27 protein-coding genes are annotated in these 21498 nt (G+C 66.0%); 25 read left to right on the top strand and 2 right to left on the bottom strand.

The genetic code is table 11. The features are described from left to right. Positions 1 to 137 precede the first annotated feature (137 nt). Positions 138 to 890, bottom strand: coding sequence for a hypothetical protein (locus AB0P23_RS17050; RefSeq protein ID WP_052061317.1), 753 nt, complete (start codon positions 888 to 890; stop codon positions 138 to 140). Between the two features lie 78 nt (positions 891 to 968). Here AB0P23_RS17050 and AB0P23_RS17045 point away from each other — a divergent pair, with 78 nt between their 5' ends. The 10 genes from AB0P23_RS17045 to AB0P23_RS17000 all read left to right on the top strand — a co-directional run bounded on the left by AB0P23_RS17045 (position 969) and on the right by AB0P23_RS17000 (position 9245). Continuing rightward, positions 969 to 1922, top strand: coding sequence for a Ppx/GppA phosphatase family protein (locus AB0P23_RS17045; RefSeq protein WP_032365208.1), 954 nt, complete (start codon positions 969 to 971; stop codon positions 1920 to 1922). After that, positions 1919 to 3133 (top strand): hypothetical protein, encoded by a 1215-nt coding sequence (locus AB0P23_RS17040; RefSeq protein ID WP_032399455.1) that lies wholly within the window; start codon positions 1919 to 1921, stop codon positions 3131 to 3133. The genes AB0P23_RS17045 and AB0P23_RS17040 overlap by 4 nt, the downstream gene beginning before the upstream one ends. A gap of 12 nt (positions 3134 to 3145) precedes the next feature. Next, positions 3146 to 3988, top strand: a complete 843-nt coding sequence (locus AB0P23_RS17035; RefSeq protein ID WP_032365210.1) for a sugar phosphate isomerase/epimerase — start codon at positions 3146 to 3148, stop codon at positions 3986 to 3988. 20 nt (positions 3989 to 4008) lie between these two features. Continuing rightward, entirely contained in the window at positions 4009 to 4866 is an 858-nt protein-coding gene (locus AB0P23_RS17030) for a thioesterase family protein (RefSeq protein ID WP_032399454.1), read from the top strand. A gap of 18 nt (positions 4867 to 4884) precedes the next feature. Next, a complete protein-coding gene (proC, locus tag AB0P23_RS17025) occupies positions 4885 to 5700 on the top strand; it encodes a pyrroline-5-carboxylate reductase (protein WP_027498355.1) in 816 nt (271 codons plus the stop codon). 127 nt (positions 5701 to 5827) lie between these two features. After that, positions 5828 to 6064 carry a helix-turn-helix domain-containing protein gene (locus AB0P23_RS17020; protein WP_008713658.1) on the top strand — a complete coding sequence of 79 codons (237 nt, stop codon included), beginning with the start codon at positions 5828 to 5830 and terminating at the stop codon, positions 6062 to 6064. Between the two features lie 231 nt (positions 6065 to 6295). Next, positions 6296 to 6397, top strand: coding sequence for an AURKAIP1/COX24 domain-containing protein (locus AB0P23_RS17015; protein ID WP_003402602.1), 102 nt, complete (start codon positions 6296 to 6298; stop codon positions 6395 to 6397). Positions 6398 to 6563: 166 nt separating this feature from the next. Next, positions 6564 to 7691, top strand: a complete 1128-nt coding sequence (locus AB0P23_RS17010) for an NAD-dependent epimerase/dehydratase family protein (protein WP_228139283.1) — start codon at positions 6564 to 6566, stop codon at positions 7689 to 7691. Beyond that, positions 7688 to 8737: a lysophospholipid acyltransferase family protein gene (locus tag AB0P23_RS17005; RefSeq protein WP_032399453.1), complete on the top strand. Its 1050-nt coding sequence runs from the start codon at positions 7688 to 7690 to the stop codon at positions 8735 to 8737. Before AB0P23_RS17010 ends, AB0P23_RS17005 begins: the two co-directional genes overlap by 4 nt. Before the next feature lie 37 nt (positions 8738 to 8774). Further along, a complete protein-coding gene (locus AB0P23_RS17000; protein WP_269431362.1) occupies positions 8775 to 9245 on the top strand; it encodes a GNAT family N-acetyltransferase in 471 nt (156 codons plus the stop codon). Between the two features lie 18 nt (positions 9246 to 9263). Here the strand turns inward: AB0P23_RS17000 and AB0P23_RS16995 are convergent, their stop codons facing one another. Next, positions 9264 to 10199, bottom strand: a complete 936-nt coding sequence (locus AB0P23_RS16995; RefSeq protein WP_045840673.1) for an HAD-IB family hydrolase — start codon at positions 10197 to 10199, stop codon at positions 9264 to 9266. A 204-nt stretch (positions 10200 to 10403) separates the two neighbouring features. On the opposite strand from AB0P23_RS16995, the gene AB0P23_RS16990 reads away from it, so the two are divergent. The 15 genes from AB0P23_RS16990 (at position 10404) to AB0P23_RS16920 (ending at position 21485) form a co-directional block, all read left to right on the top strand. After that, on the top strand, positions 10404 to 10685 hold the full coding sequence (locus AB0P23_RS16990) for a glutaredoxin family protein (RefSeq protein ID WP_027498351.1): 282 nt from the start codon (positions 10404 to 10406) through the stop codon (positions 10683 to 10685). A 155-nt stretch (positions 10686 to 10840) separates the two neighbouring features. Continuing rightward, the gene (locus AB0P23_RS16985; RefSeq protein WP_027498350.1) at positions 10841 to 11653 is read left to right on the top strand and encodes a redox-sensing transcriptional repressor Rex; all 813 of its coding nucleotides are present in this window, start codon (positions 10841 to 10843) and stop codon (positions 11651 to 11653) included. After that, positions 11650 to 13047, top strand: coding sequence for a glutamyl-tRNA reductase (locus tag AB0P23_RS16980; RefSeq protein WP_032399451.1), 1398 nt, complete (start codon positions 11650 to 11652; stop codon positions 13045 to 13047). The genes AB0P23_RS16985 and AB0P23_RS16980 overlap by 4 nt, the downstream gene beginning before the upstream one ends. Then, positions 13044 to 14003, top strand: coding sequence for a hydroxymethylbilane synthase (hemC, locus tag AB0P23_RS16975; protein WP_027498348.1), 960 nt, complete (start codon positions 13044 to 13046; stop codon positions 14001 to 14003). The genes AB0P23_RS16980 and hemC overlap by 4 nt, the downstream gene beginning before the upstream one ends. Positions 14004 to 14162: 159 nt before the next feature. Then, the gene (locus AB0P23_RS16970) at positions 14163 to 15725 is read left to right on the top strand and encodes a bifunctional uroporphyrinogen-III C-methyltransferase/uroporphyrinogen-III synthase (RefSeq protein ID WP_027498347.1); all 1563 of its coding nucleotides are present in this window, start codon (positions 14163 to 14165) and stop codon (positions 15723 to 15725) included. Positions 15726 to 15837: 112 nt separating this feature from the next. Beyond that, positions 15838 to 16812 (top strand): porphobilinogen synthase, encoded by a 975-nt coding sequence (gene hemB / locus AB0P23_RS16965; protein ID WP_363798377.1) that lies wholly within the window; start codon positions 15838 to 15840, stop codon positions 16810 to 16812. After that, entirely contained in the window at positions 16809 to 17447 is a 639-nt protein-coding gene (locus AB0P23_RS16960) for a hypothetical protein (protein ID WP_230593372.1), read from the top strand. Before hemB ends, AB0P23_RS16960 begins: the two co-directional genes overlap by 4 nt. Before the next feature lie 81 nt (positions 17448 to 17528). Further along, complete coding sequence (locus AB0P23_RS16955) at positions 17529 to 17702, top strand: hypothetical protein (protein WP_155288423.1); 174 nt, start codon at positions 17529 to 17531, stop codon at positions 17700 to 17702. Positions 17703 to 17737: 35 nt separating this feature from the next. Continuing rightward, entirely contained in the window at positions 17738 to 18178 is a 441-nt protein-coding gene (locus tag AB0P23_RS16950) for a hypothetical protein (protein ID WP_155288584.1), read from the top strand. Then, positions 18168 to 18656, top strand: a complete 489-nt coding sequence (locus tag AB0P23_RS16945; RefSeq protein ID WP_027498343.1) for a hypothetical protein — start codon at positions 18168 to 18170, stop codon at positions 18654 to 18656. Before AB0P23_RS16950 ends, AB0P23_RS16945 begins: the two co-directional genes overlap by 11 nt. Beyond that, positions 18653 to 18904 (top strand): hypothetical protein, encoded by a 252-nt coding sequence (locus AB0P23_RS16940; RefSeq protein ID WP_032375558.1) that lies wholly within the window; start codon positions 18653 to 18655, stop codon positions 18902 to 18904. The genes AB0P23_RS16945 and AB0P23_RS16940 overlap by 4 nt, the downstream gene beginning before the upstream one ends. A 16-nt stretch (positions 18905 to 18920) precedes the next feature. Next, the gene (locus tag AB0P23_RS16935; protein ID WP_027498342.1) at positions 18921 to 19202 is read left to right on the top strand and encodes a metal-sensitive transcriptional regulator; all 282 of its coding nucleotides are present in this window, start codon (positions 18921 to 18923) and stop codon (positions 19200 to 19202) included. A 21-nt stretch (positions 19203 to 19223) separates the two neighbouring features. Next, positions 19224 to 19427 carry a heavy metal-associated domain-containing protein gene (locus AB0P23_RS16930; RefSeq protein WP_032375559.1) on the top strand — a complete coding sequence of 68 codons (204 nt, stop codon included), beginning with the start codon at positions 19224 to 19226 and terminating at the stop codon, positions 19425 to 19427. 85 nt (positions 19428 to 19512) lie between these two features. Further along, positions 19513 to 20688 carry a PQQ-dependent sugar dehydrogenase gene (locus AB0P23_RS16925; RefSeq protein ID WP_032375560.1) on the top strand — a complete coding sequence of 392 codons (1176 nt, stop codon included), beginning with the start codon at positions 19513 to 19515 and terminating at the stop codon, positions 20686 to 20688. Continuing rightward, complete coding sequence (locus AB0P23_RS16920; RefSeq protein WP_032375561.1) at positions 20688 to 21485, top strand: cyclase family protein; 798 nt, start codon at positions 20688 to 20690, stop codon at positions 21483 to 21485. Before AB0P23_RS16925 ends, AB0P23_RS16920 begins: the two co-directional genes overlap by 1 nt. The last annotated feature ends 13 nt before the right edge of the window (positions 21486 to 21498 follow it).

Below are 21498 nucleotides of genomic sequence, written 5' to 3'. Positions count from 1 at the left end.
CCATAGCCGGTCACAGTGCCCCGCAGCATCATCACAGCCCGTGTGTCACATGTCCGTGGACATCTCGTGTCTCATATGTCCCCAGACTGAACACGTAGTGGGCTACGAGTTTCCACTCACGTGCGGCGCCAGCCGCTCTACCGGCGCTGGGCCTCACGAGTGGCCGGATGTACGGCAATCAGACCGAGGCCACGGCGACGCTTGCACAGTGACGCCAATTCGTCGTACGCGGCCTTGCCGAGCAACTCGGTCAATTCCGGCTTGTAGGACTCGAACACCTGCTTCGCGCCGACGTGCGCGTCGGGTGAGCCGGAGCAGTACCAGTGCAGATCGAGTCCGCCTTCGCCCCAACCGCGTCGGTCGTACTCGCCGATGGTGGTCTTGAGAATCTCGGAGCCGTCGGGACGCGTCACCCAATCCTGGGTGCGCCTGATGGGCAACTGCCAACACACGTCGGGCTTGACCTCGAGCGGCTCGATGCCTTTGCGCAGCGCCATCGAATGCAATGCGCACCCGATGCCACCCTCGAACCCGGGTCGGTTCTGGAAGATGCACGCACCCTTGTACCGCCGCGTGCGCAGAGATTGCTCGTCGTCGAGATCGTCGTATTCGACGTATCCCTTCTTGTCCAGACCCTTGTCCATCAGCTGCCAGTCCTGCGGCGTGAGCAACTTCACCGACTCGTCGAGCTTGCGTTTGTCGTCCTCGTCGGACAGGAACGCGCCGTGCGAACAGCATCCGTCGTCGGGGCGACCCTCGACGGTGCCCTGGCAGGCGGGGGTACCGAACACGCAGGTCCAGTTGGACAACAGCCACGTCAGATCGGCGGCGATGACATGTTCGGCATTGTCGGGGTCGGGAAACTCGACCCATTCTCGCGGGAAATCCATCTCGACCTCTGCAGCGAACGGTGGCTGCTCACGACCTGCTGTCACAAAGGACGACGCTAGACCCAGTACCGTGGGGTTGTGCGATTAGGGGTGCTCGACGTCGGTAGCAACACTGTGCATCTGCTCGTAGTGGACGCACACCGTGGCGCACACCCGACGCCGATGAGCTCGAGCAAGGCGACGTTGCGCCTGTCGGAGAACACCGACGCGTTCGGCAACATCACTCCTGCGGGTGCCGATCGGCTCGTCGACGAGGTGCGTGAGTTCGCCGCCATCGCCGCCCGGTCGGGTTGCAGTGAACTGATGGCGTTCGCCACCTCCGCGGTGCGCGACGCCTACAACTCCGACGACGTTCTCGCGCGTGTTCTCGCCGAGACCGGAGTGGCCCTGGAAACCCTGTCCGGCGTGGACGAGGCCAGATTGACGTTCCTGGCCGTGCGCCGCTGGTACGGCTGGAGCGCCGGGCGCATCCTCGGACTCGACATCGGCGGCGGATCGCTGGAACTGACCAGCGGCAGCGACGAGAATCCCGACGTGGCGTTCTCCCTGCAGCTCGGTGCCGGCCGCCTCACCCGGGACTGGCTCGACGAGGATCCTCCGGGAAAGCGTCGTATCGCCGTTCTTCGTGACTGGTTGGATGCCGAACTCGCGACACCGGCCAAAGAACTGTTGGCTGCGGGCGATGCGGACCGCGCGGTGGGAACGTCGAAGACATTTCGTTCGTTGGCTCGCTTGACCGGTGCTGCGCCTTCCGCGGCCGGTCCGCGAGTGACGAGAACGCTGACGGCGAGCGGTCTGAGGCAACTCATCGCGTTCATATCGCGGATGACGGCCGCCGACCGTGCAGAATTGGAAGGCATCAGTGCCGACAGGTCACCACAACTGGTGGCCGGGGCGCTGGTAGCGGAGGCGAGCATGCGGGCACTGTCGGTGGAATCACTCGAGATCTGTCCGTGGGCGCTGAGGGAAGGTTTGATTTTGAGGAAGCTGGACACCGAAGCCGACGGCGATCTGGTGGGGAGTTCGAGATGAGCGACGCCAACCCGGAAGACACCGGGCAGATCTCGGTCGCCGAGCTGTTGGCCAGAAACGGCCAGAAGACCAACCTGACGGCAGGAGGGCGACGCCGGCGAGGCGTCAAGGGCGGCATCTCCGTGGCCGAACTGACCGGGGAGATTCCCGTCGTTCGTGACGAACCCGGCGACCGCAGCGCACCCGTCGTCGACGAGCCGCGGGACGAAGCTCCCGATACCGCTGCGAACGAGACCAAGAGCAGCGCATCCGACGGCGACACGACCACGTCGTCCAGGCCGCAACCGGCCCGGCCCCAGAGCGCACGCCCGACCCCGTACCAACCGGCAGGCAAGCGCGACAAGCAGCAGCCCGAACCGGAACTGCTGTCGGGCTCCACGACCGTCGCCGGAGACCTGCTCAATCGATCTCACGACGACACCGCGCGCGGGTTGCGGCCCGCTGCTCCTGCCGCGCAAGCATCGGAGCGACGCCCGTACGGGTCGACCCAGGCCGAGCAGGGACGGGCCCGTCGATCGGCGGGATTCCAGCCGCCGCGTTCGACCGAATCCGCCGAACCCAAGACCGACGTCACCTCGCGTGCGCCGCTCGTGGAGAGCCCACATGCCGCTCTCGTCGAGGTGGACGACCTGGCGAAGACCGCGGTCACCCCGCGCATCACGCGCGCTAACGAGGTCGACGACAAGAAGACCGCCGACAAAAAGACCGCTGTTAAGAAGATCGCGGACGAGAAGGCCACTGACGAATCGGCCGACGAGGCCGGCACTCAGGTCATACCCGATGTGGTCGACCTCACGAAGCCGACCACCGACGAAGACCCTGCCGACTCGACGACCGCCGAATCGACGACCGCCGACACCGCGAGTACCGGCTCGCGTGCCGATCGTCGTAAATCGGCGAGCAAGGACACGGGAAGCAAGGACAAGTCCCCGGTCAAGGGCAAGGGCGGCGCGGTTCGGCAGTGGCTGGTGCTCATCGGGCAGGCAGTGGTGTCGATCGTCGTCGGTGCGCTGCTGTTCAAGGGCTTCGAGCAGCTGTGGGACGTGCTGCCATGGGTGGCGCTGGTGCTGTCGGTGCTGGTCATCGTCGGTCTCGTCGCGGTGGTGAGGATTCTCCGGCGTACCGATGATCTGGTCTCGATCGTCATTGCCATAGCCGTCGGTGTGTTCGTCACACTCGGTCCGTTGGCCTTCCAGCTCAGTACCGGCTGAGTTTCGACAACGATGGCGGCGAAGCGAATCAAGGTCGGATTGTCCACGGCCTCGGTGTACCCGCAGAACACCGAGGCAGCGTTTCGCTATGCCGCCGATCTGGGTTACGACGGCGTCGAACTGATGGTGTGGGCCGAATCGATCAGTCAGAACGTCGATGCGGTGGCTGCGCTGTCACGTGAGTACTCGATACCGGTGCAGGCCATCCATGCGCCGTGTCTGCTGATCTCACAGCGCGTGTGGGGATCGGATCCGATCGTCAAACTGGCCCGGTCGGTCGAAGTGGCCGAGAAGCTGGGTTCGGCGACCGTCGTCGTGCATCCGCCGTTCCGCTGGCAGCGCAAGTACAGCGATGGATTCGCCGATCAGGTGGCGGAACTCGAATCGAACTCCCACGTCGTGGTCGCGGTAGAGAACATGTTCCCGATGCGTGCCGACAGATTCTTCGGGCGCAAGGAGAAATCCGCCCAGCGGCTCGAACGACGGGGAGGCCCGGGAGCGGCGCTGTCGGCGTTCTCGCCGTCGTACGACCCGACCGACGTCGGTCACGGCCACTACACACTCGACCTCTCACACACCGCGACCGCAGGCTCGGACGCACTCGAGATGCTCGACCGGATGGGCGACGGGATAGCGCACCTGCATCTGGCCGACGGCCGCGGCGCGTCCGTGGACGAGCATCTGATCCCGGGGCACGGCAGCCAGCCCTGCGCCCAGGTCTGCACCGAACTGGTGCGGCGAGGATTCGACGGTCAAGCCGTCATCGAGATCAACACTCAGAATGCGCGCACGGTGCCCGAGCGTTCGTCGATGCTGGACCAGGCGCTGCAGTTCGCCCGCGCACACCTGTCCTGACTGCCGGTAAGTTGTCCGGAATGAGTTCCACCAGCCCGTTCCGGGCAGCAACCACACTGGTCCCACTCGACGTCTCCGCAGACACGGCGTCCTTCGCCGGTGCGATCGATTCCACCTGGACCATCGGCCCCAAAGTGCACGGCGGGGCGATGCTCGCCATCTGCGCGGCCGCGGCGCGTCAGCAGATCGTGCTGATCGACCCGGCCCAGGTCGAGATCCAGCCGTTGGCCGTCAGCGTCAGTTATCTGGCCGCGCCCGACCCAGGCGAAGTGGCGCTCGCGACGATCGTGCGCAAGCGCGGCAGGCAGGTCTCGCACGTCGACGTCGAGCTGACTCAGGCCGGACGCGTCGCAGTGCGGGCGGTGGTCACCCTCGGTCGGCCCGACTCGGAGGAACCGAACCACGAAACCCCGTTGTCGCTGACGTCGATGGCCGCGGAGCCTCCTGCGGACACCCTCGCGGTGGCAGGCGATCACCCCATGGCGTCGATCGTGCACGTCGCCAAGGGCTGCGAGATGCGGATCGAACCGTCGTCGGCATCGTTTCTCACCGGTCAGCAGGGTGAGGCCGAAATTCGACTGTGGGTGCGCCCCTTCGCGGGCGACGAAGCCGACGCCGACACGTCGGTGCTCTTCGCGTTGATGGCAGGCGACATCTCGGCCCCGGTGACGATGAACCGCGGAATGTTCGGCTGGGCACCGACGGTCCAGCTGACGACATATCTGCGTCGCCGCCCGGCTCCGGGGTGGCTGCGAGTGGCAGCGACCAGCTCCGTCATCGGCAGCACCTGGTTCGAGGAGGACCACCTGATACTCGACTCGACCGGTGCCGTGGTGGTGCAGAGCCGACAGTTGGCGATGGTGCCGCGCTCGAACTGACATGGCAGGCTTGGCCGTATGACGAGAATTGCAGTGATCGGTGGCGGACGGATCGGCGAGGCATTGATTGCGGGACTCCTCGAGGCCGGTCATGCCGTGCGCGACCTCGTGGTCGCCGAGAAGTCCGAGCCGCGCGCCAAAGAGATCGCGAAGGACTTCGGAGTACTGACCGCCAGTGTCGCCGACGCGGCCGAGGGAGCCGACGTCATCGTGCTGGCGGTCAAGCCGGCCGACGTCGAGGGCGCACTGAATCAGATCACCAAGATCGAGCTCGACGGTGACCGCGAACAACTCATCGTCTCGCTCGCCGCAGGCGTGCCCACCGCCAAGTTCGAGCCCAAGCTCCCCGCCGGATTCCCGGTCGTACGGGTCATGCCCAACACCCCCATGCTGGTAGGGGAGGGTGTCAGTGTGCTGGCCCCGGGGAAGTACGCCCGCGCCGAGCACCTCGAGCTCGTGCGCTCCATCCTCTCGGCCGTCGGCAAGGTCGTCGTCGTCAAGGAACATCAGCTCGACGCGGTGACGGCCGTGTCCGGGTCCGGTCCGGCCTATTTCTTCCTGGTCGCCGAGGCCATGATCGACGCGGGAGTGGGCCTGGGATTGAGCCGGGATGTCGCGTCTGCACTCGTCGCGCAGACGATGGTGGGGTCGGGAGCGATGCTGGATCGCTCGGACGAGTCCGCCAGCGAGCTTCGGTATGCCGTGACCTCCCCGGGCGGAACGACCGCCGCGGCGGTACGCGAATTGGAGCGAAACGGCCTCCGAGCTGCGTTTTTCGATGCTCTCGGTGCAGCCAACGCCCGATCGATTGAGATGGGCATCACAGCAGAATAAAAAATCTTTTCCCCACACCCGTCGCAGTAACCCCATCTGTCCCTATAGGCTCGGGGGCAGCACGTGCGTGTCTGTTCGGCAGGAGGGGAAGCCTGCCGCATGAGACGTGCCGGAGGTAAGTGGATTGATGGCGTCTATAAACAAGCCGTCCAAGGGTTCGTCCCCGGACGGTCAACCGGCTCTGGCCGGAACACAGTTCCTCACTGTCGCCGAGGTGGCGACTCTGATGAGAGTTTCGAAAATGACCGTGTACCGACTGGTGCACGGCGGAGAGCTGCCCGCAGTACGGGTGGGTCGATCTTTTCGTGTGCACGCCAAGGCGGTACACGACTATCTCGAGACCTCGTATTTCGACGCAGGCTAGTGCACGTAGCTAGGTCGTAAGACCGGGCCGGTTTCGTAAGTCACGGCTCACACCGGTAGGATTGGCGTTCGTCGTGCCAGCCAGCCGGTGTGCAGCCGTGGGCGAGTACGTGGCCCCAGCGCCAGCTCGGTGACCAAGGTTGTTGGCTCGAAGCCTTCGGGCTTGGTTGTCAGGTAGGCGTACGCAAACGGCGTGCGCGAAAACGCTAGAGAAGAACGTGAGGACACCCGCATGGGTTCAGTGATCAAGAAGCGTCGCAAGCGCATGTCGAAGAAGAAGCACCGCAAGCTGCTTCGTCGTACCCGCGTGCAGCGCAGGAAACTCGGCAAATAAGCCTGCCGTCATCTGCTTCACGGCCGAGCCCGTCACCATCGGTGGCGGGCTCTGCTCGTTCGAAGGCGAGTTGCATCTCTCCTTCCAGGCCTCCTTTCCTTTCAGACCTCGCGGAAACCTGTCGATCCAGTAGGCTCGGCACGGGAGCCGAAGTTGGGGAGGCGCAGTGAGTCCGAGCGATCGTGGTGTTGCCGCGCCCCGGGTGGTGCTCGTGACCGGTGCCAGTCGATTCCTCGGCGGATACCTCGTGACCCGGCTCGCTCAGAATCCTCGCATCGAACGTGTCATCGCCGTCGACGAGAAATCTCCGAGCAAAGATCTGCTGCGACGTATGGGTCGCGCGGAATTCGTTCGTGCCGACATTCGAAACCCGTTGATCGGCAAGGTGATTCGTAACGCCGGCGTCGATACCGTGGTGCATGCGGCCACGGTCGCCAAGCCCCCGAAATCCGGCGGCCGCGCGACGATGAAAGACCTCAACGTCATCGGAGCCATGCAGCTGTTCGCGGTGTGCCAGAAGTCGCCGACCGTGGAGAAGGTGGTCCTGCGGTCGTCGTCCTCGGTGTACGGATGCAGCGCCAAGGATCCGGTGAAATTCACCGAGGAGATGAGTGCCCGACGCCCACCGAGCGGCGCGTACGCCAAGGACACCATCGACATCGAGGGCTACATTCGCGGACTCGGTCGTCGTCGCCCGGATATCGCGGTATCGATCCTGCGTATGGCCCCACTGATCGGCCCGCGGCTCAACGGCACCATCTCCCGGTACATGACGTCACCGCTGATCCCGAGCATCGTCGGACGCGACGCGCGCATGCAGTTGTTGCACGAGGAGGACGCCCTTGCGGCCCTCGAACGCGCGACCATCGGCGGGCCGGCGGGCACGTTCAACATCGGTGCCGACGGCACCATCATGCTGTCGCAGGCGATTCGACGTGCCGGTCGCGTGCAGGTTCCGGTGCCGTTTCCACTGTTCAAGAGCGTGGGGCGGGCGCTCATGGGCGGAATGATGCGCGAATTCACGACCGAGCAACTCGATTACTTCCATTTCGGCTGCGGGCTGGACACCACACGGATGCGGTCCGTGCTCGGGTTCGAGCCTCGGTGGACCACAGTCCAGGCGTTCGACGACTTCGTGCGCGGCGCGGCTCTTCGGCCGGTCGTCCGAACCGAATGGGTCGACGCGATCGAGAATCGGCTGCTCGGGGCCGTCGACACGGGGGCGTCCGCGGCGCGCGTACTGGCCTCGCTCGGCAGTGCCGACACGGCGCGAGAATCCGGAGCGGACAGGTGAGCGACGTGGCCAAAGTCATTCCCTTGCACGGCGGCGCGTCCGCCCGGTCCGCCCGCGCAGCGCAGGGTTCACGCGAGCGGCACCCATCGGCCTACGCCGATCCACGTGAGCCGACGCCGCTGGTGGACCCGACCCCCGCCGCTTCTGCGGCCACGATCTCCGCAGAAGCGGCACCCGTGCTGTCGATGATCGACGACACCAAGACCGCGATCGTCGACCAGATCTCCTCGGTCGCCGAGTTCGTGCGTCGACGCCTGGCCGGCGACTACAGCGTCGACGAGTTCGGCTACGACCCGCACTTCGCCGATGCCGTGTGGCTGCCGCTGCTGCGTCCGCTGTTCGACAAATGGTTCCGCGTCGAGGTCAAGGGCATCGAGAACATCCCCGCCGAGGGAGGTGCGCTCGTCGTGGCCAACCACGCCGGAGTCGTACCGGTCGATGCGCTGATGACGTCGGTTGCCGTGCGCGATCATCACCCTGCCCACCGGCCGTTGCGAATGTTGGCTGCCGACATGGCATTCGAGATGCCCGGCGTCGGCACGATCGCCCGCAAGGCCGGGCATACGCTGGCGTGCAATCCCGACGCGGAGCGGCTGCTGCGCACCGGGGAAGTTGCCGCCGTGTTCCCGGAGGGCTTCAAGGGCATCGGCAAACCGTTCAGTGAGCGGTACAAGTTGCAGCGGTTCGGCCGCGGCGGGTTCGTCTCGGCTGCACTGCGAACGGGTGCGCCGATCATTCCGTGCTCCATCGTCGGGTCAGAGGAGATCTACCCGAAGATCGGCGACATCGCCCCGCTGGCACGACTGATGGGGATGCCGTACTTCCCGGTGACACCGTTCTTCCCGCACCTCGGGCCGCTGGGCCTGATTCCGTTGCCGTCGAAGTGGTACATCGAGTTCGGCAAGCCCATTCACACCGACTCCTACGACGCCACCGCGTTCGAGGATCCGATGGTGCTCTTCGAGCTGACCGACCACGTGCGCGAAACCATTCAGCACACGCTGTACCGACTGCTTGCCAAGAGACGCAACGTCTTTCTCGGATAGCTCGGGTTATCCTCTGCCAGTGCATATTCGCGACACCATGGTAGAAGACCTCCCCGACATTCTCGACATCCACAACGATGCGGTCGCCAACACCACCGCCATCTGGGACGAGGAACAGGTGGACCTCGCCGATCGCACAGCGTGGTTCGAGGGACGGATCGCTGCCGGGTACCCGGTACTCACCGCGGAGGTCGACGGGCGGGTCGCCGGCTACGCGTCGTACGGACAGTGGCGAGTCAAGAGCGGCTACCGGCACTCGGTGGAACATTCGGTGTACATCCACCGCGACTTCTATCGCCGCGGCCTGGCCAGTGCCTTGCTGAGCGAATTGATCGACCGCGCCCGAGGCGGCGACATCCACGTGTTGGTGGGGTTCATCGAATCCGAGAACACCACGTCCATCGCACTGCACGAGAAGTTCGGATTCGTTCGCGTCGGACAGATGCCGGAGGTGGGGGTCAAGTTCGGGCGCTGGCTGGACCTGACCCTGATGCAACTGACGCTCTGACCCGACGGACGGGCGAGGTCAGGCCTTGCGGCGACCGATCACCGCGGCGAGACCGCCGCCCACCGCGCCCAGGGCCAGCGCAGTGGGAACACCGATCTTGGCGGCCTTGCGTCCGGTGCGATAGTCGCGAATTTCCCAGCCGCGGTTCTTCGCCAGCTCACGCAGGTCCGGATCGGGGTTGATCGCGACCGCGGTACCGACGAGAGAGAGCATCGGCACGTCGTTGTGGCTGTCCGAATACGCGGTGCACCGCTTGAGGTTGAGGCCTTCACGTACGGCCAACGACCGCACCGCATGAGCTTTGCCGATGCCGTGCAGGATGTCGCCGACGAGACGGCCGGTGAAGACGCCGTCCTTACTCTCGGCGACAGTTCCCAGCGCGCCCGTCAGGCCCAGCCGCTTGGCGATGATCTGCGCCAGTTCGAGGGGAGTGGCGGTGACCAGCCACACCTGCTGACCTGCGTCGAGGTGCATCTGGGCGAGGGCACGGGTGCCCGCCCAGATCTTGTCGGCGATCATCTCGTCGTAGATTTCCTCGCCGAGCCGGCTCAGTTCGGCAGTGGGACGACCGGTGATGAACGAGAGCGCCTTCTCGCGGCCACTGGCCACGTCCTCGCTGTTCTCCTTGCCGCTGACCCTGAATTTGACTTGCTGCCAAGCGAATTGGGCCACGTCGCCCGTGGTGAAGTACTTTCGGGCGGCGAGTCCGCGCGCGAAGTGGATGATCGACGCGCCCTGGACCATGGTGTTGTCCACGTCGAAGAAGGCGGCTGCGGTCAGATCGCGGGGAACCGCTCCCTCGGACTCGACCTGCAGGGCGAGAGCGGCATCGGCGCTCGCTTCACCCGCGACGTTGGCGCGGACCTCCGCATCGGACGGGCCGAACGGATTGCGAATCCGGCGAATACGCCGCTTGCGCTGCTTGTCCCCGTCCGGATCGTTCGTGTCGACCATGTCGACATCGGGCGTGTCCTCGATCGGCAGGTCTGTGCCCCCGTCAGTCACCACGTCCACCTCCCTCGCCAGTACGTCACTCGCAGCCTAATGCGTGTGTCCGACACGAGCGTCGCACGACGGCACCTACCGACGATGAACAGTTCCCGACGCACCGCGCAGCTGTGACCTTCGTCTCTGTTACCGGCATGTCAGAGTGGACGGATGGAAACGACTCCGTCCGGCGTGGCACTTCTCACCCGCGCAGGCTGCCATTCCTGCACCCACGCGTCCGCGGTGCTCCACGAAGTGTGCGCCGAATTCGGCGTCGCCGTGACGGTCATCGACGTGGACGAGGCCGCGGCCGAATCGCCTGACCTGCGCGCGGAGTACGGCGACCGAGTGCCCGTGGTGCTACTCGACGGTGTCGAGCACAGTTACTGGGAGGTCGACGTGCCCCGATTGCGGGCCGATCTGGGCCGGGCAGGGCACCCTAAGAACGTGTGATTGCTCTCCGTGTGCAGGTGAGGGCCGGTATGCGCAACTTTGTTCATTCGTTCACAAGCAGTTACCGTGGTGTGAACAGCATTCGTGAAATAGACACGAACGCAGGATCAGCGTGAAGACCGGCATCGACGCCGTTCGGACGAGGAGCCCCAGACGTGACCGAAGAGCGCCCGTCGCCCAGCGGCGTAGAGCGGGTCATCCCTCAGGCTACGGTCACTCGTCTGGCGACATACCTGCGGGTCCTCTCGATCCTTGCAGACGAAGGCGTTCTCATCGTCTCGAGTGAAGAGCTTGCCACCGCAGCAGGCGTCGGATCTGCGAAATTGCGCAAAGATCTCTCGTTCCTCGGACCCAACGGTGTGCGCGGAGTCGGTTACGACGTCGCGCGCCTGCGCGCCAAGATCGACAGTGCTCTCGGGCTCGACCGTGGCCACCGCGTCGTACTGGCCGGTGTGGGCAACCTCGGTCAGGCCCTCGCCGGATACGGCGGTTTCGCACGTCGCGGATTCACCATGGTCGGCCTGTTCGACAACGACCCCGCGCGAGTCGGCACCGAGGTCGAGGGACTCACCGTTCGGCATATCGACGAGCTCGAAGACGCCTGCCGCGAACTCGAGGCGACCATCGGTGTCATCGCCACTCCCGACGAGGCCGTCCACCAGGTGGCGGGCCGGTTCGTTTCGGGCGGAGTCGAGTGCATCTTGAGCTTCTCGCCGATGGTGCTCGACGTCCCCGACCACGTCGAGGTACGCCGAGTCGACCTGGCCGTCGAGATGCAGGTTCTGTCCTTCAACAGCTCCCGCAACGTGTCCGGGCCGACGATCGTGACGGCCCCGGTGCCGACGCCCGTGTCGGCGTCACCACTGCCTTCCACCTCGCGTCTGGGCCGCAGTCACGGCCCGCGCATCGCCGGTAATCCAAGCCCAGTCAACAGTTCGACAAGAAACGGATCGGTGATTGCACCGTGAGTGTCCTTCTCGTCGGGATATCGCACCGTAGCGCTCCCGTCGCAGTCCTCGAGCGTGTCGCCATCACGGACACCGATCGCCCGAAACTGACCGACAAACTGATGGCCAGCGGAAACATCTCCGAGGTCATGGTGGTCTCCACGTGCAACCGCGTCGAGATCTACGCGGTCGTCGACGCGTTCCACGGCGCACTGACCGCCGTCGGCGAAGTTCTCGGTGAGCACTCCGGCCTCGAAATCGCCGACCTGACCAAGCACGCCTACGTTCGGTACAGCGAGGCAGCCGTCGAGCACCTGTTCGCCGTGGCCAGTGGCCTGGACTCGATGGTCATCGGAGAGCAGCAGATCCTCGGCCAGATTCGATCGGCCTACGCCGCCTCGGACGGTCAGCAGGCATCGGGCCGCGTCATGCACGAACTCGCGCAGCAGGCTCTGCGAGTCGGCAAGCGCGTGCACAGCGAAACCGGCATCGATGCCGCCGGAGCCTCGGTGGTGTCCGTCGCTCTCGACCGCGCCGCAGACGTGTTCGGCGGCTCGCTCCGCGGCCGCACCGCGGTGGTCCTCGGCGCAGGAGCGATGGGCGGACTCGCCGTCGCACACCTGGGCCGCGCCGGAATCGACTCGCTGACCGTCGTCAACCGCACCCGCGAACGAGCCGACCACCTGGCCGAGAACGCCGTCTCGAACGGAATCACCGCCTCCTCGGTCGCGCTCGAGAACCTGGCCGACGCAGTGGCCGCCGCCGACATCCTCGTCACCTGCACCGGTGCGGTGGGGGCCGTCGTCTCCATCGCCGACGCCCACCTCGCACTCGCCCGCCGCGACGCAGACCGGCCGCTCGTGATCTGCGACCTGGGACTGCCGCGCGACGTCGACCCGGCCGTCTCCGGTCTGCCGGGCATCACCGTCTTCGACATGGAATCCCTGCAGCGCGACCCCGCTGCCGGAGCTGCCGCGAACGACGCGTCGGCCGCACGCGAGATCGTTTCCAACGAACTCTCGGGTTACCTTGCGGGACAACGACTTGCCGAGGTCACGCCCACCGTCACAGCGCTGCGCCAGCGCGCCGCCGAGGTGGTCGAGGGGGAACTGCTGCGGCTCGAGTCGCGGCTGCCCGGGCTCGACTCCCCGCAGCGTGACGAAGTGGCCCGCACCGTGCGCCGCGTCGTCGACAAGTTGCTGCATTCACCGACGGTGCGCGTCAAGCAGCTCGCCAGCACTCCCGGCGGAGATTCCTATGCTGCGGCGCTGCGCGAATTGTTCGAGCTCAGCCCCGGTTCGGCCGAGGCCGTGGCGACTCCCATGGAAATCGGCTCCCTGGAGTTGGTCGACGACTTCACGGCGAGCCGTACCGATCTTCGCCCCGGAACCACCGCCGAGGGGGATCAGGAATGACCGGCGTCGTCAAGATCGGTACTCGCGGAAGCCTTCTCGCGACCACTCAGGCCGATACGGTTCGGGTGGCTCTCGCAGCGGCGGGAGTCGAAGCCGAACTGGTGATCGTCAAGACCGCAGGCGATTTGTCGGCAGCACCGGTGCAGACCATCGGCGTCGGAGTGTTCACCGCGGCGTTGCGTGAGGCCCTGGCCGACGGCACCGTCGACATCGCCGTGCACTCGTACAAGGATCTGCCGACCGCCGCCGACGAGCGCTTCACCATCGCTGCCATTCCGGCGCGTGAAGATCCCCGCGATGCACTGGTGGCCCGCGACGGGCTCGTGCTCGGTGAGCTGCCCGCCGACGCGAAGGTGGGTACCTCCGCACCCCGCCGAATTGCTCAATTGCGTGCTCTCGGACAGGGATTGGACGTTCGACCCCTGCGCGGCAACCTCGACACCCGCATCGGCAAGGTGGCCTCGGGTGAGCTCGACGCCGTCATCGTCGCGCGGGCAGGACTGGCCCGTATCGGCAGGTTGGACGTCGTCACCGAAGCGCTGGATCCGGTGCAGTTGCTGCCGGCTCCCGCACAGGGTGCACTGGCCGTCGAATGTCGCAGTGGCGACACCGATCTCGCCGCCTCCATCGCCACACTGGACGATGCACATTCGCGGGCCGCAGTGGCCGCCGAACGCGGACTGCTCGCCGAACTCGAAGCCGGCTGCACCGCGCCGGTGGGTGCCATCGCCGAGGTCGTCGAGTCCATCGACGAGGACGGCCGCATCTTCGACGAGTTGTCGCTTCGCGGCTGCGTCGCGGCCATCGACGGCAGCGACACCATTCGCGCGTCGATCGTCGGGTCACCCGACCGGGCCGAGGAACTGGGCCGCGAACTGGCCCGCGAACTACTCGATCTCGGTGCACGCGAACTCGTTTCGGTCACCGAACCAGCACAGGGCGGATCTCATGTCTAGGGCAATAACGGCACCCGTTCGCGGACGCGCCAAACGCGCGGCGACCCGTCCCGTAGTGCGAAGAGAGTCGATCGCCACTGCCCGGCTGATTCCCAAACGGGGCACCGCAACCCCGATAGAACTGCAGTACCCATACAAGACAGCACTGGAGAACAACCGATGAGCCCAGTCCGCAAGAACACCAACGGACGGATCCTGTTCGTGGGATCCGGGCCCGGTGACCCGGCTCTGCTCACGGTCCGGGCACGGGAAGTGCTCGGAGCGGCCGAGCTCGCTTTCACCGATCCCGACGTCGACAAGGGTGTCACCGCTCTCGTCGGTGCCGACGTCCCTCGCGACGCCGAGACGGGTGAGAACGGGGTCGAGGTGCGCCCGGCACTGGGTGAGCCCGCCGAGGTCGCCAAAACCCTTCTCGCCGAAGCCAAGAACGGCCACGATGTGGTGCGTCTGGTCTCGGGAGATCCGCTGACCACCGACTCGGTGATCGCCGAGGTCAGTGCCGTGGCCCGCACTCACGTGCCGTTCGAGGTGCTGCCCGGTCTGCCTTCGGGCTCCGCGGTACCCAGTTACGCAGGCATGGCACTCGGCTCCGGCCACACCGAAGCGGACGTTCGCGGCGAGGTCGACTGGGCTGCACTCGCGGCTGCTCCCGGCCCGCTGGTGTTGCACGCCACGGCGGGGCACCTGGCCGAAACCGCCAGTGCCCTCGTCGAGCACGGCCTGGCACCGCAGACACCTGCAGCCATCACCGTGCGCGGCACCACCCGTCAGCAGCGCACCGTCGAGGCCACACTGGCCACCCTCAACGACGCGGGATCCGAGCTCGTCGGATCTCTGGTGGTCACCGTCGGCAAGGTCGTCTCCGGACGAAACAAGATGTCCTGGTGGGAGTCTCGCGCACTGTACGGCTGGACCGTGCTGGTGCCGCGCACCAAGGACCAGGCCGGCGAGATGAGCGATCGCCTCGTCACCCACGGGGCCATCCCCATCGAAGTTCCGACCATCGCCGTCGAGCCCCCGCGCAGCCCGGCTCAGATGGAACGGTCCGTCAAGGGCCTGGTCGACGGCCGCTACCAGTGGGTCGTGTTCACCTCGACCAACGCCGTTCGCGCGGTGTGGGAGAAGTTCGAGGAATTCGGCCTGGACGCGCGTGCGTTCTCCGGCGTCAAGATCGCCTGTGTCGGTGAGGCAACCGCGGCCAAGGTGCGCTCGTTCGGCATCAATCCCGAACTCGTTCCGTCGGGGGAGCAGAGCTCGCTCGGACTGCTCGAGGACTTCCCGCCGTACGACGAGGTCTTCGACCCGGTCAATCGAGTTCTGTTGCCGCGCGCCGACATTGCTACCGAGACGCTCGCCGAAGGGCTGCGCGAACGCGGCTGGGAGATCGACGACGTCACGGCCTACCGCACCGTCCGGGCAGCGCCGCCCCCCGCCGAGACCCGCGAGATGATCAAGACCGGTGGATTCGACGCGGTGTGCTTCACCTCGAGCTCCACCGTGCGGAACCTGGTCGGCATCGCAGGTAAGCCGCATGCTCGCACGCTCGTCGCGTGCATCGGCCCGAAGACCGCCGAGACGGCCGTCGAGTTCGGTCTGCGCGTGGACGTGCAGCCGGAGTCGGCTCAGGTCGGACCGCTGGTCGAGGCACTGGCAGAACACGCGGCTCGGCTGCGGGCCGAGGGTGCACTGCCGCCACCGCGCAAGAAGTCACGCAGGCGGTAAGAAGTCACGCAGGCGGTAAGAAGTCACGCAGGCGCTGAATGCGCCTCGTGCGCGTTGTGCGTAGCTCCGGCCACACACAACGCGCACGACGAACCAAGTGAGGCAGGTTCGCTTGTTCCCCACCGACCGTCCCCGACGCCTTCGCCGCACTCCGGCACTGCGCCGCCTCGTGGCCGAAACGTCGCTGCAGCCACGGCATCTGGTGTTGCCGATGTTCGTCGCCGACGGCATCTCCGAGCCCCGCGCGATCAGCTCGATGCCCGGAGTGTTCCAGCACACGCTGGACTCGCTGAGCAGGGCCGCCGAGGAAGCAGTCGCAGCCGGTGTCGGCGGCGTGATGTTGTTCGGTGTCCCCAAGGTCGAGGACAAGGACGAGAACGGTTCGGGGGCAACGGATCCCGACGGAATCCTCAACCGGGGCCTGGCCCGTCTGAAAGCCGATCTCGGTGACTCGACGGTCATCATGGCCGACACCTGCCTCGACGAGTTCACCTCGCACGGCCACTGCGGTGTGCTGAGCGAGAACGGCTCGATCGACAACGACGCGACGTTGCTGCGGTACGTCGACATGGCCGTCGCGCAGGCGGAATCCGGAGCGCACCTGCTCGGGCCGAGCGGCATGATGGACGGCCAGGTCGGTGCCATTCGGGCTGGACTCGATGCGGCCGGTCACTTCGAGGTGGGGCAGCTGGCGTATTCGGCGAAGTACGCGTCTGCGTTCTACGGACCGTTTCGTGAAGCGGTCGGCTCGTCGCTGCAGGGTGACCGTCGGACGTATCAGCAGGACGCGGCCAACCGCCGTGAGGCGACCCACGAGGTCGAGCTCGATCTTGCCGAGGGTGCCGACATGGTGATGGTCAAGCCGGCGATGTCGTCTCTGGACATTCTCCGCGACGTGGCCGAGATGTCACCGGTTCCGGTTGCGGCGTACCAGATTTCGGGGGAGTATGCCATGATCACCGCCGCTGCCCAGAACGGGTGGATCGACCGGGATGCCGCGGTCCTCGAATCGCTCGTCGGCATCAGGCGCGCCGGTGCAGATGTCGTACTGACCTACTGGGCAACCGAAGTGGCGGGCTGGCTGTGAACGATTTTCCTCCGAGCAACAACGCGGACGGTAGCAATCCTGACAGCAACATGCCGAACAATCCTCCGTTGCAACCGGACTGGCAGCGCTGGGAGCTCGAACACGGCTTCCCTCAGTCCGGTCCCGAGCTCGAGCCGGCCGCTCGCCCGGCACCGGTGGATGTGGAGACTGCCCGGCACCTGTGGTGGGGAGTTGCACTGATTGGTGCGATCTCGGCGCTGTACTCGGTGTGGACGCTGTTCGGCGCACGCGCGGAATTCGCGCAGTCTTTGCTCGACGACCTCGCAGCACAGGGTGCGGCGGCGGACATGACCGTCGAATCCACGCAGTCCATGGTGACGGTGATGCTCGTCGTGACGCTGTTCGTCGTCGCGGGATTCGGTGCGTTGTTCCTGTTCTGGGTGAAGCGGATGCGCGCCGGCAAGATGTGGGCGCGCATGCTGCTGACCATCATCGGCTCGATCACCGTGTTCACCACGATTCTCGACCTGTTCGCGATCGCATCGAGTACCGGTGCGATGAACATCGTCATGAGCGTGCTGAGCATCGGCCAGGGTGTGCTCGCTGCGGGTGCGATCTACCTGATGCACCGCAAGGAATCCAACGAGTACTTCCTGTCCTCGCGGAAGCGCTGATTTCGAGCGTGTTCCGCGCGCCGAGCCTGTCGGTGTGACTACCATCACTTTCGATAAACGTATCGAGTGATCGGATCGAACATGGCAGAGAACATTCCGGTGCCGCCCAGTCGTGCCCTCCCGGAGTCGATCGCGGCGGCCGAGAGCAACGCGTGTCCCGCCGAGAACGGCAGGCCCGGGTGGGCATTGCTCGGTCTGCTGCTCGCCGTGTCGGCGGCCATCGCCATCATGGCGCTGGGAATCTCTGCCGGCTGAACTCCGTGCCACCGCGCGGTGGCAGTATGTCGAGCGTGAGTGCTGACATTGACGAATCGATGGTTCGTCCCCGGGTGGTCTCCACCGCGTACTGGTTGTGGTTGGCGTCGGCAGTGATGCTGATCGTCGTCTGCATGATCGCGCTCACGTTGCCCGTCGATCAGATCCGCGCGTCGTTCACCGACGGCGGTGCGAGCGACGAACAGATCGACTCTTTTCTGACCGTGTTCCGAGGGCTCGGTGTCATCTTCGGCGTGGTCGGCCTGGCAGTGGGGCTGATGTCGGGCCCCGTCCGAGGTGGCGCCCGACGGTTCCGACGGGCGTTGGTGGCGCTGTCCGGGGCCACCGCGCTGCTCTTGACCTTCGCCGCGCTCGTCTTCCCATTCGTGTTGCTGATCATCACGATCGCACTGGTCGTTGCATCGGTGCTGGTGTATCGCCCGTCGGCGCGAGAGTGGTTCGTTCGTGAGCAATGATCTCGGCGGCACCGACCCCGTTCTGTTCCACGAGCCCGGTGGCCGTTGGCGCGCCCTGCTGTGGGGCCCCGCGTTCTGTCTGGTGGTGCTCGCAGTCGAGCTGGCGTCGGGACCGGTGATTCACTGGTTCGCCCTGGCGCTGTTCTCGCTCATTCTCGTCGGACTGACCTACGTACAGCTCCGCGCGGCCCGCATGCATGTCAGCGTCGAGCTGACCACTCGGCAGCTGCGCCAGGGGACCGAAACCGTCGACGTCGCCGAGATCACGGAGATCTTCCCGCCTGCCGAGTACGAGGACGGCGAATACGAGCCGAAGAAGTGGGAAACCGCACGCGTTCTCGGTGAGCTCTCGGGGGTGCCGCGCAAACGGCACGGCATCGGGTTGCGACTGGTCGGTGGCGGTCTGGTGCAAGCGTGGGCGAAGGATGACGACGGTCTACGCGCCGCACTCGAGACGGCGAAGCAGGAGTACGTGTGAGGAAGTCCGTCGGCTGGGTGGAACTGGTCCTCGCAGTGGTCGCGGTGATCTGCGCGGTGGTGTGCTGGAAGGCAGGCGTACGCACCACCGAATTCGCCGCCGTTCCCGACGTGTCTCCGGCGTACACGGGCACGTACTACTCGGGGTCGTGGATTGCGGTCGCCGCCCTGGCGGTGATCGTCGGGGGACTGGTTGCCATCGATGGCGTCCGTCGCCTGCTGACGGACGAACCTTCCCATACCGGGTAGGGGTATGATCGACGGCATGAGCAGCTACAGCGCCGAACAGGACGACCTGCTGAAAAGACTGCGTCGCATCGAGGGGCAGGTGGCCGGCATTTCACGCATGGTCGCCGACGACCGGTACTGCATCGACGTCCTCACCCAGGTATCTGCGGTGACGAAGGCGTTGCAGTCCGTCTCGCTGAAGCTGCTCGACGCCCACCTCGCCGGGTGCGTCGTCGACGCCGCGCGGCAGGGCGGACCCGAAGCAGACGCGAAAGTCAAAGAGGCGTCCGAGGCCATTGCGCGTCTCGTACGTTCCTGACCAGGCACAGGAGGCAACAAAATGCAGACGACCTACTCCGTCGAAGGTATGACGTGCGCGCATTGCGCAGCGTCGGTGAAAGAAGAAGTGTCCGAGGTTCCGGGCGTCACGGGCGTCGATGTGGACGTCGACACCGGAGCCGTCGTGATCAGCAGCAACGCGGAACTCGACGCTGCTGCCGTCGACGCCGCGATCGAAGAAGCCGGCTACCGAATCGCGTCCTGACTGCGTCGGCCATCTCCTCGGTGTGTTTATGATCGTGTGATACCGGTCATATCGGGCTGGTGGCCGATCGTCGTCAGGAGTGTGGATGAACAAGCTGGTGTCCAGTTCCGGTGTACTCGCCGCCAGCGTCTTCCTGACGCTGGCATGCTCGACGGGCGCGACGGCACAGGCCGATCCACTGCCCGACCTGACGGTCACCACCGTGCTCGACGGGCTCGCGAAACCGTGGGATGCCGTGGTTGCCCCCGACGGGACGGTGCTGACCGGCGAGCGAGCGGGGCGATTCGTCATTCGTGACGTCGGCGGTGCCACCCGCGAGCTCGAAGCGGATCTCGGCGATCTCTACGCGTCGGGCGAGACAGGCCTGATGGGCATCGCACTGGCGACGGACTTCGCCACATCCAGAACCATCTACACCTGCCAGGGCGTGCAGGGTCAGGGAACAGGTGCCGGCAGTGCGGGCACCGGTAGTGCGGGCGGGGGCACCGACAACCATATCGCCGTGGTGTCGTGGACCGTCGACTCCGCATGGACCGAGTTGACGCGCACCGGCACACTCGTCGACGACATCCCCGTCGCCGACGGTGGTCGCCACGGCGGCTGCCGCATCTTGGCCCACCCCGACGGCACCCTGTACATCGGAACCGGAGACACCGCGTCGCCGTCGGTGCCGCAGGATCGAAACTCGTTGGGCGGCAAGGTGTTGCACATCAACGCCGATGGCTCGGCGGCGGCCGATGCACCCGGACGTGTCTTCACGCTCGGTCATCGGAACGTACAGGGGCTCGCGATACGGCCCGGCACTCAAGACATCTACGAGGTGGAGCAGGGAACCACCAGGGACGACGAACTCAACCTACTGGTCCCCGGCGGCAACTACGGCTACCGGCCGGATCGGCTGCCGTTCGTCTACGACGAGTCGGTGCCGATGACCGATCCCACCCGGGTGCCCGGGGCCCGCGCGGCGGTGTGGAGTTCGGGTAGCCCCACTATCGCGACGCCCGGCCTGACGTTCGCCAACGGCGCGGGATGGGGTTCCTGGAACGGTTCCGCAGTGGTGTCGAGTCAGCAGGGCGAGAAGCTCGTGTTCCTCAAGCTGTCCGAGGACGGCACGGACTACGTCGACGAAGCCGACGCCCTGGTGGGTACCTACGGTCGGCTGCGCTCGCTCACCAGCTTCGGAAGCGACGGAGCCTTCCTGCTGACCACCGACAACGGATCCGACGACAAGGTTCTGCTCGTCACCCCCGCTGCCGACTGATGTGCGGCCCCGAGGTCGTCGAAACTGTTCACCGCAGAATCGGACGTAGGGCGCTGTTCGGGTCGTTGGGGGCAGCTGCCCTGACGGTTGCGGCCGGCGGTGCTGCACACGCCGCACCGGCGGTCGTACCGGCGATCCCCGCGGGTCGACTGATCGATCTGACGCACACGTTGAGTCCGACGTTTCCGGTGTGGCCGGGTAACGAACCGTTCTCGATGCACCCGGTCGCCGCCTACGAGTTGGGTGGCTTCCTCGTCAACAAGCTCTCGTACTACGAGCACACGGGCACGCACATCGATGCCCCCGCACACCGAGTGCGCGGCGGTGCGACGGCCGACATCCTGCCGCTGGAAGACCTGATCGCCCCGCTGGTCGTGCTGGACATCTCCGCGCGGGCCGCGTCGGATCCGGAATCGGTCGTGACGACCGAGGACATCGCTCGATGGGAGCTCGAGCACGGACGCATACCCGATCGCGCGCTGGTGGTCATGCACAGTCGATGGCAGGGCCGGCTCGCCGAACGTGCCGCACCCGGGTTCGGCGGTGACGCGGCACGGATGCTGGTGCGCGAGCGCAACGTCGTCGGAATCGGGGTCGACACGCTCAGTCTCGATCGGATGAACGACCGCGACTATCCAGCGCACACAGCGGTACTCGGCGCAGGCCGATACGGAGTGGAGGCACTGGCGAATCTGGATGCCGTGCCCCCGACAGGGGCCACGGTCGTCGTCGGCGCACCGAAGCACGCGGGCGCGACCGGTGGTCCCTGCCGGGTCTTCGCGATCTCTCCCGGCTGAACCCCGATTACGC

The organism is Rhodococcus sp. NPDC077669 (assembly GCF_040686915.1).
Taxonomy (GTDB): Bacteria; Actinomycetota; Actinomycetes; order Mycobacteriales; family Mycobacteriaceae; genus Rhodococcoides; species Rhodococcoides fascians.
This window is presented reverse-complemented; position numbering and strand designations above follow the sequence as displayed.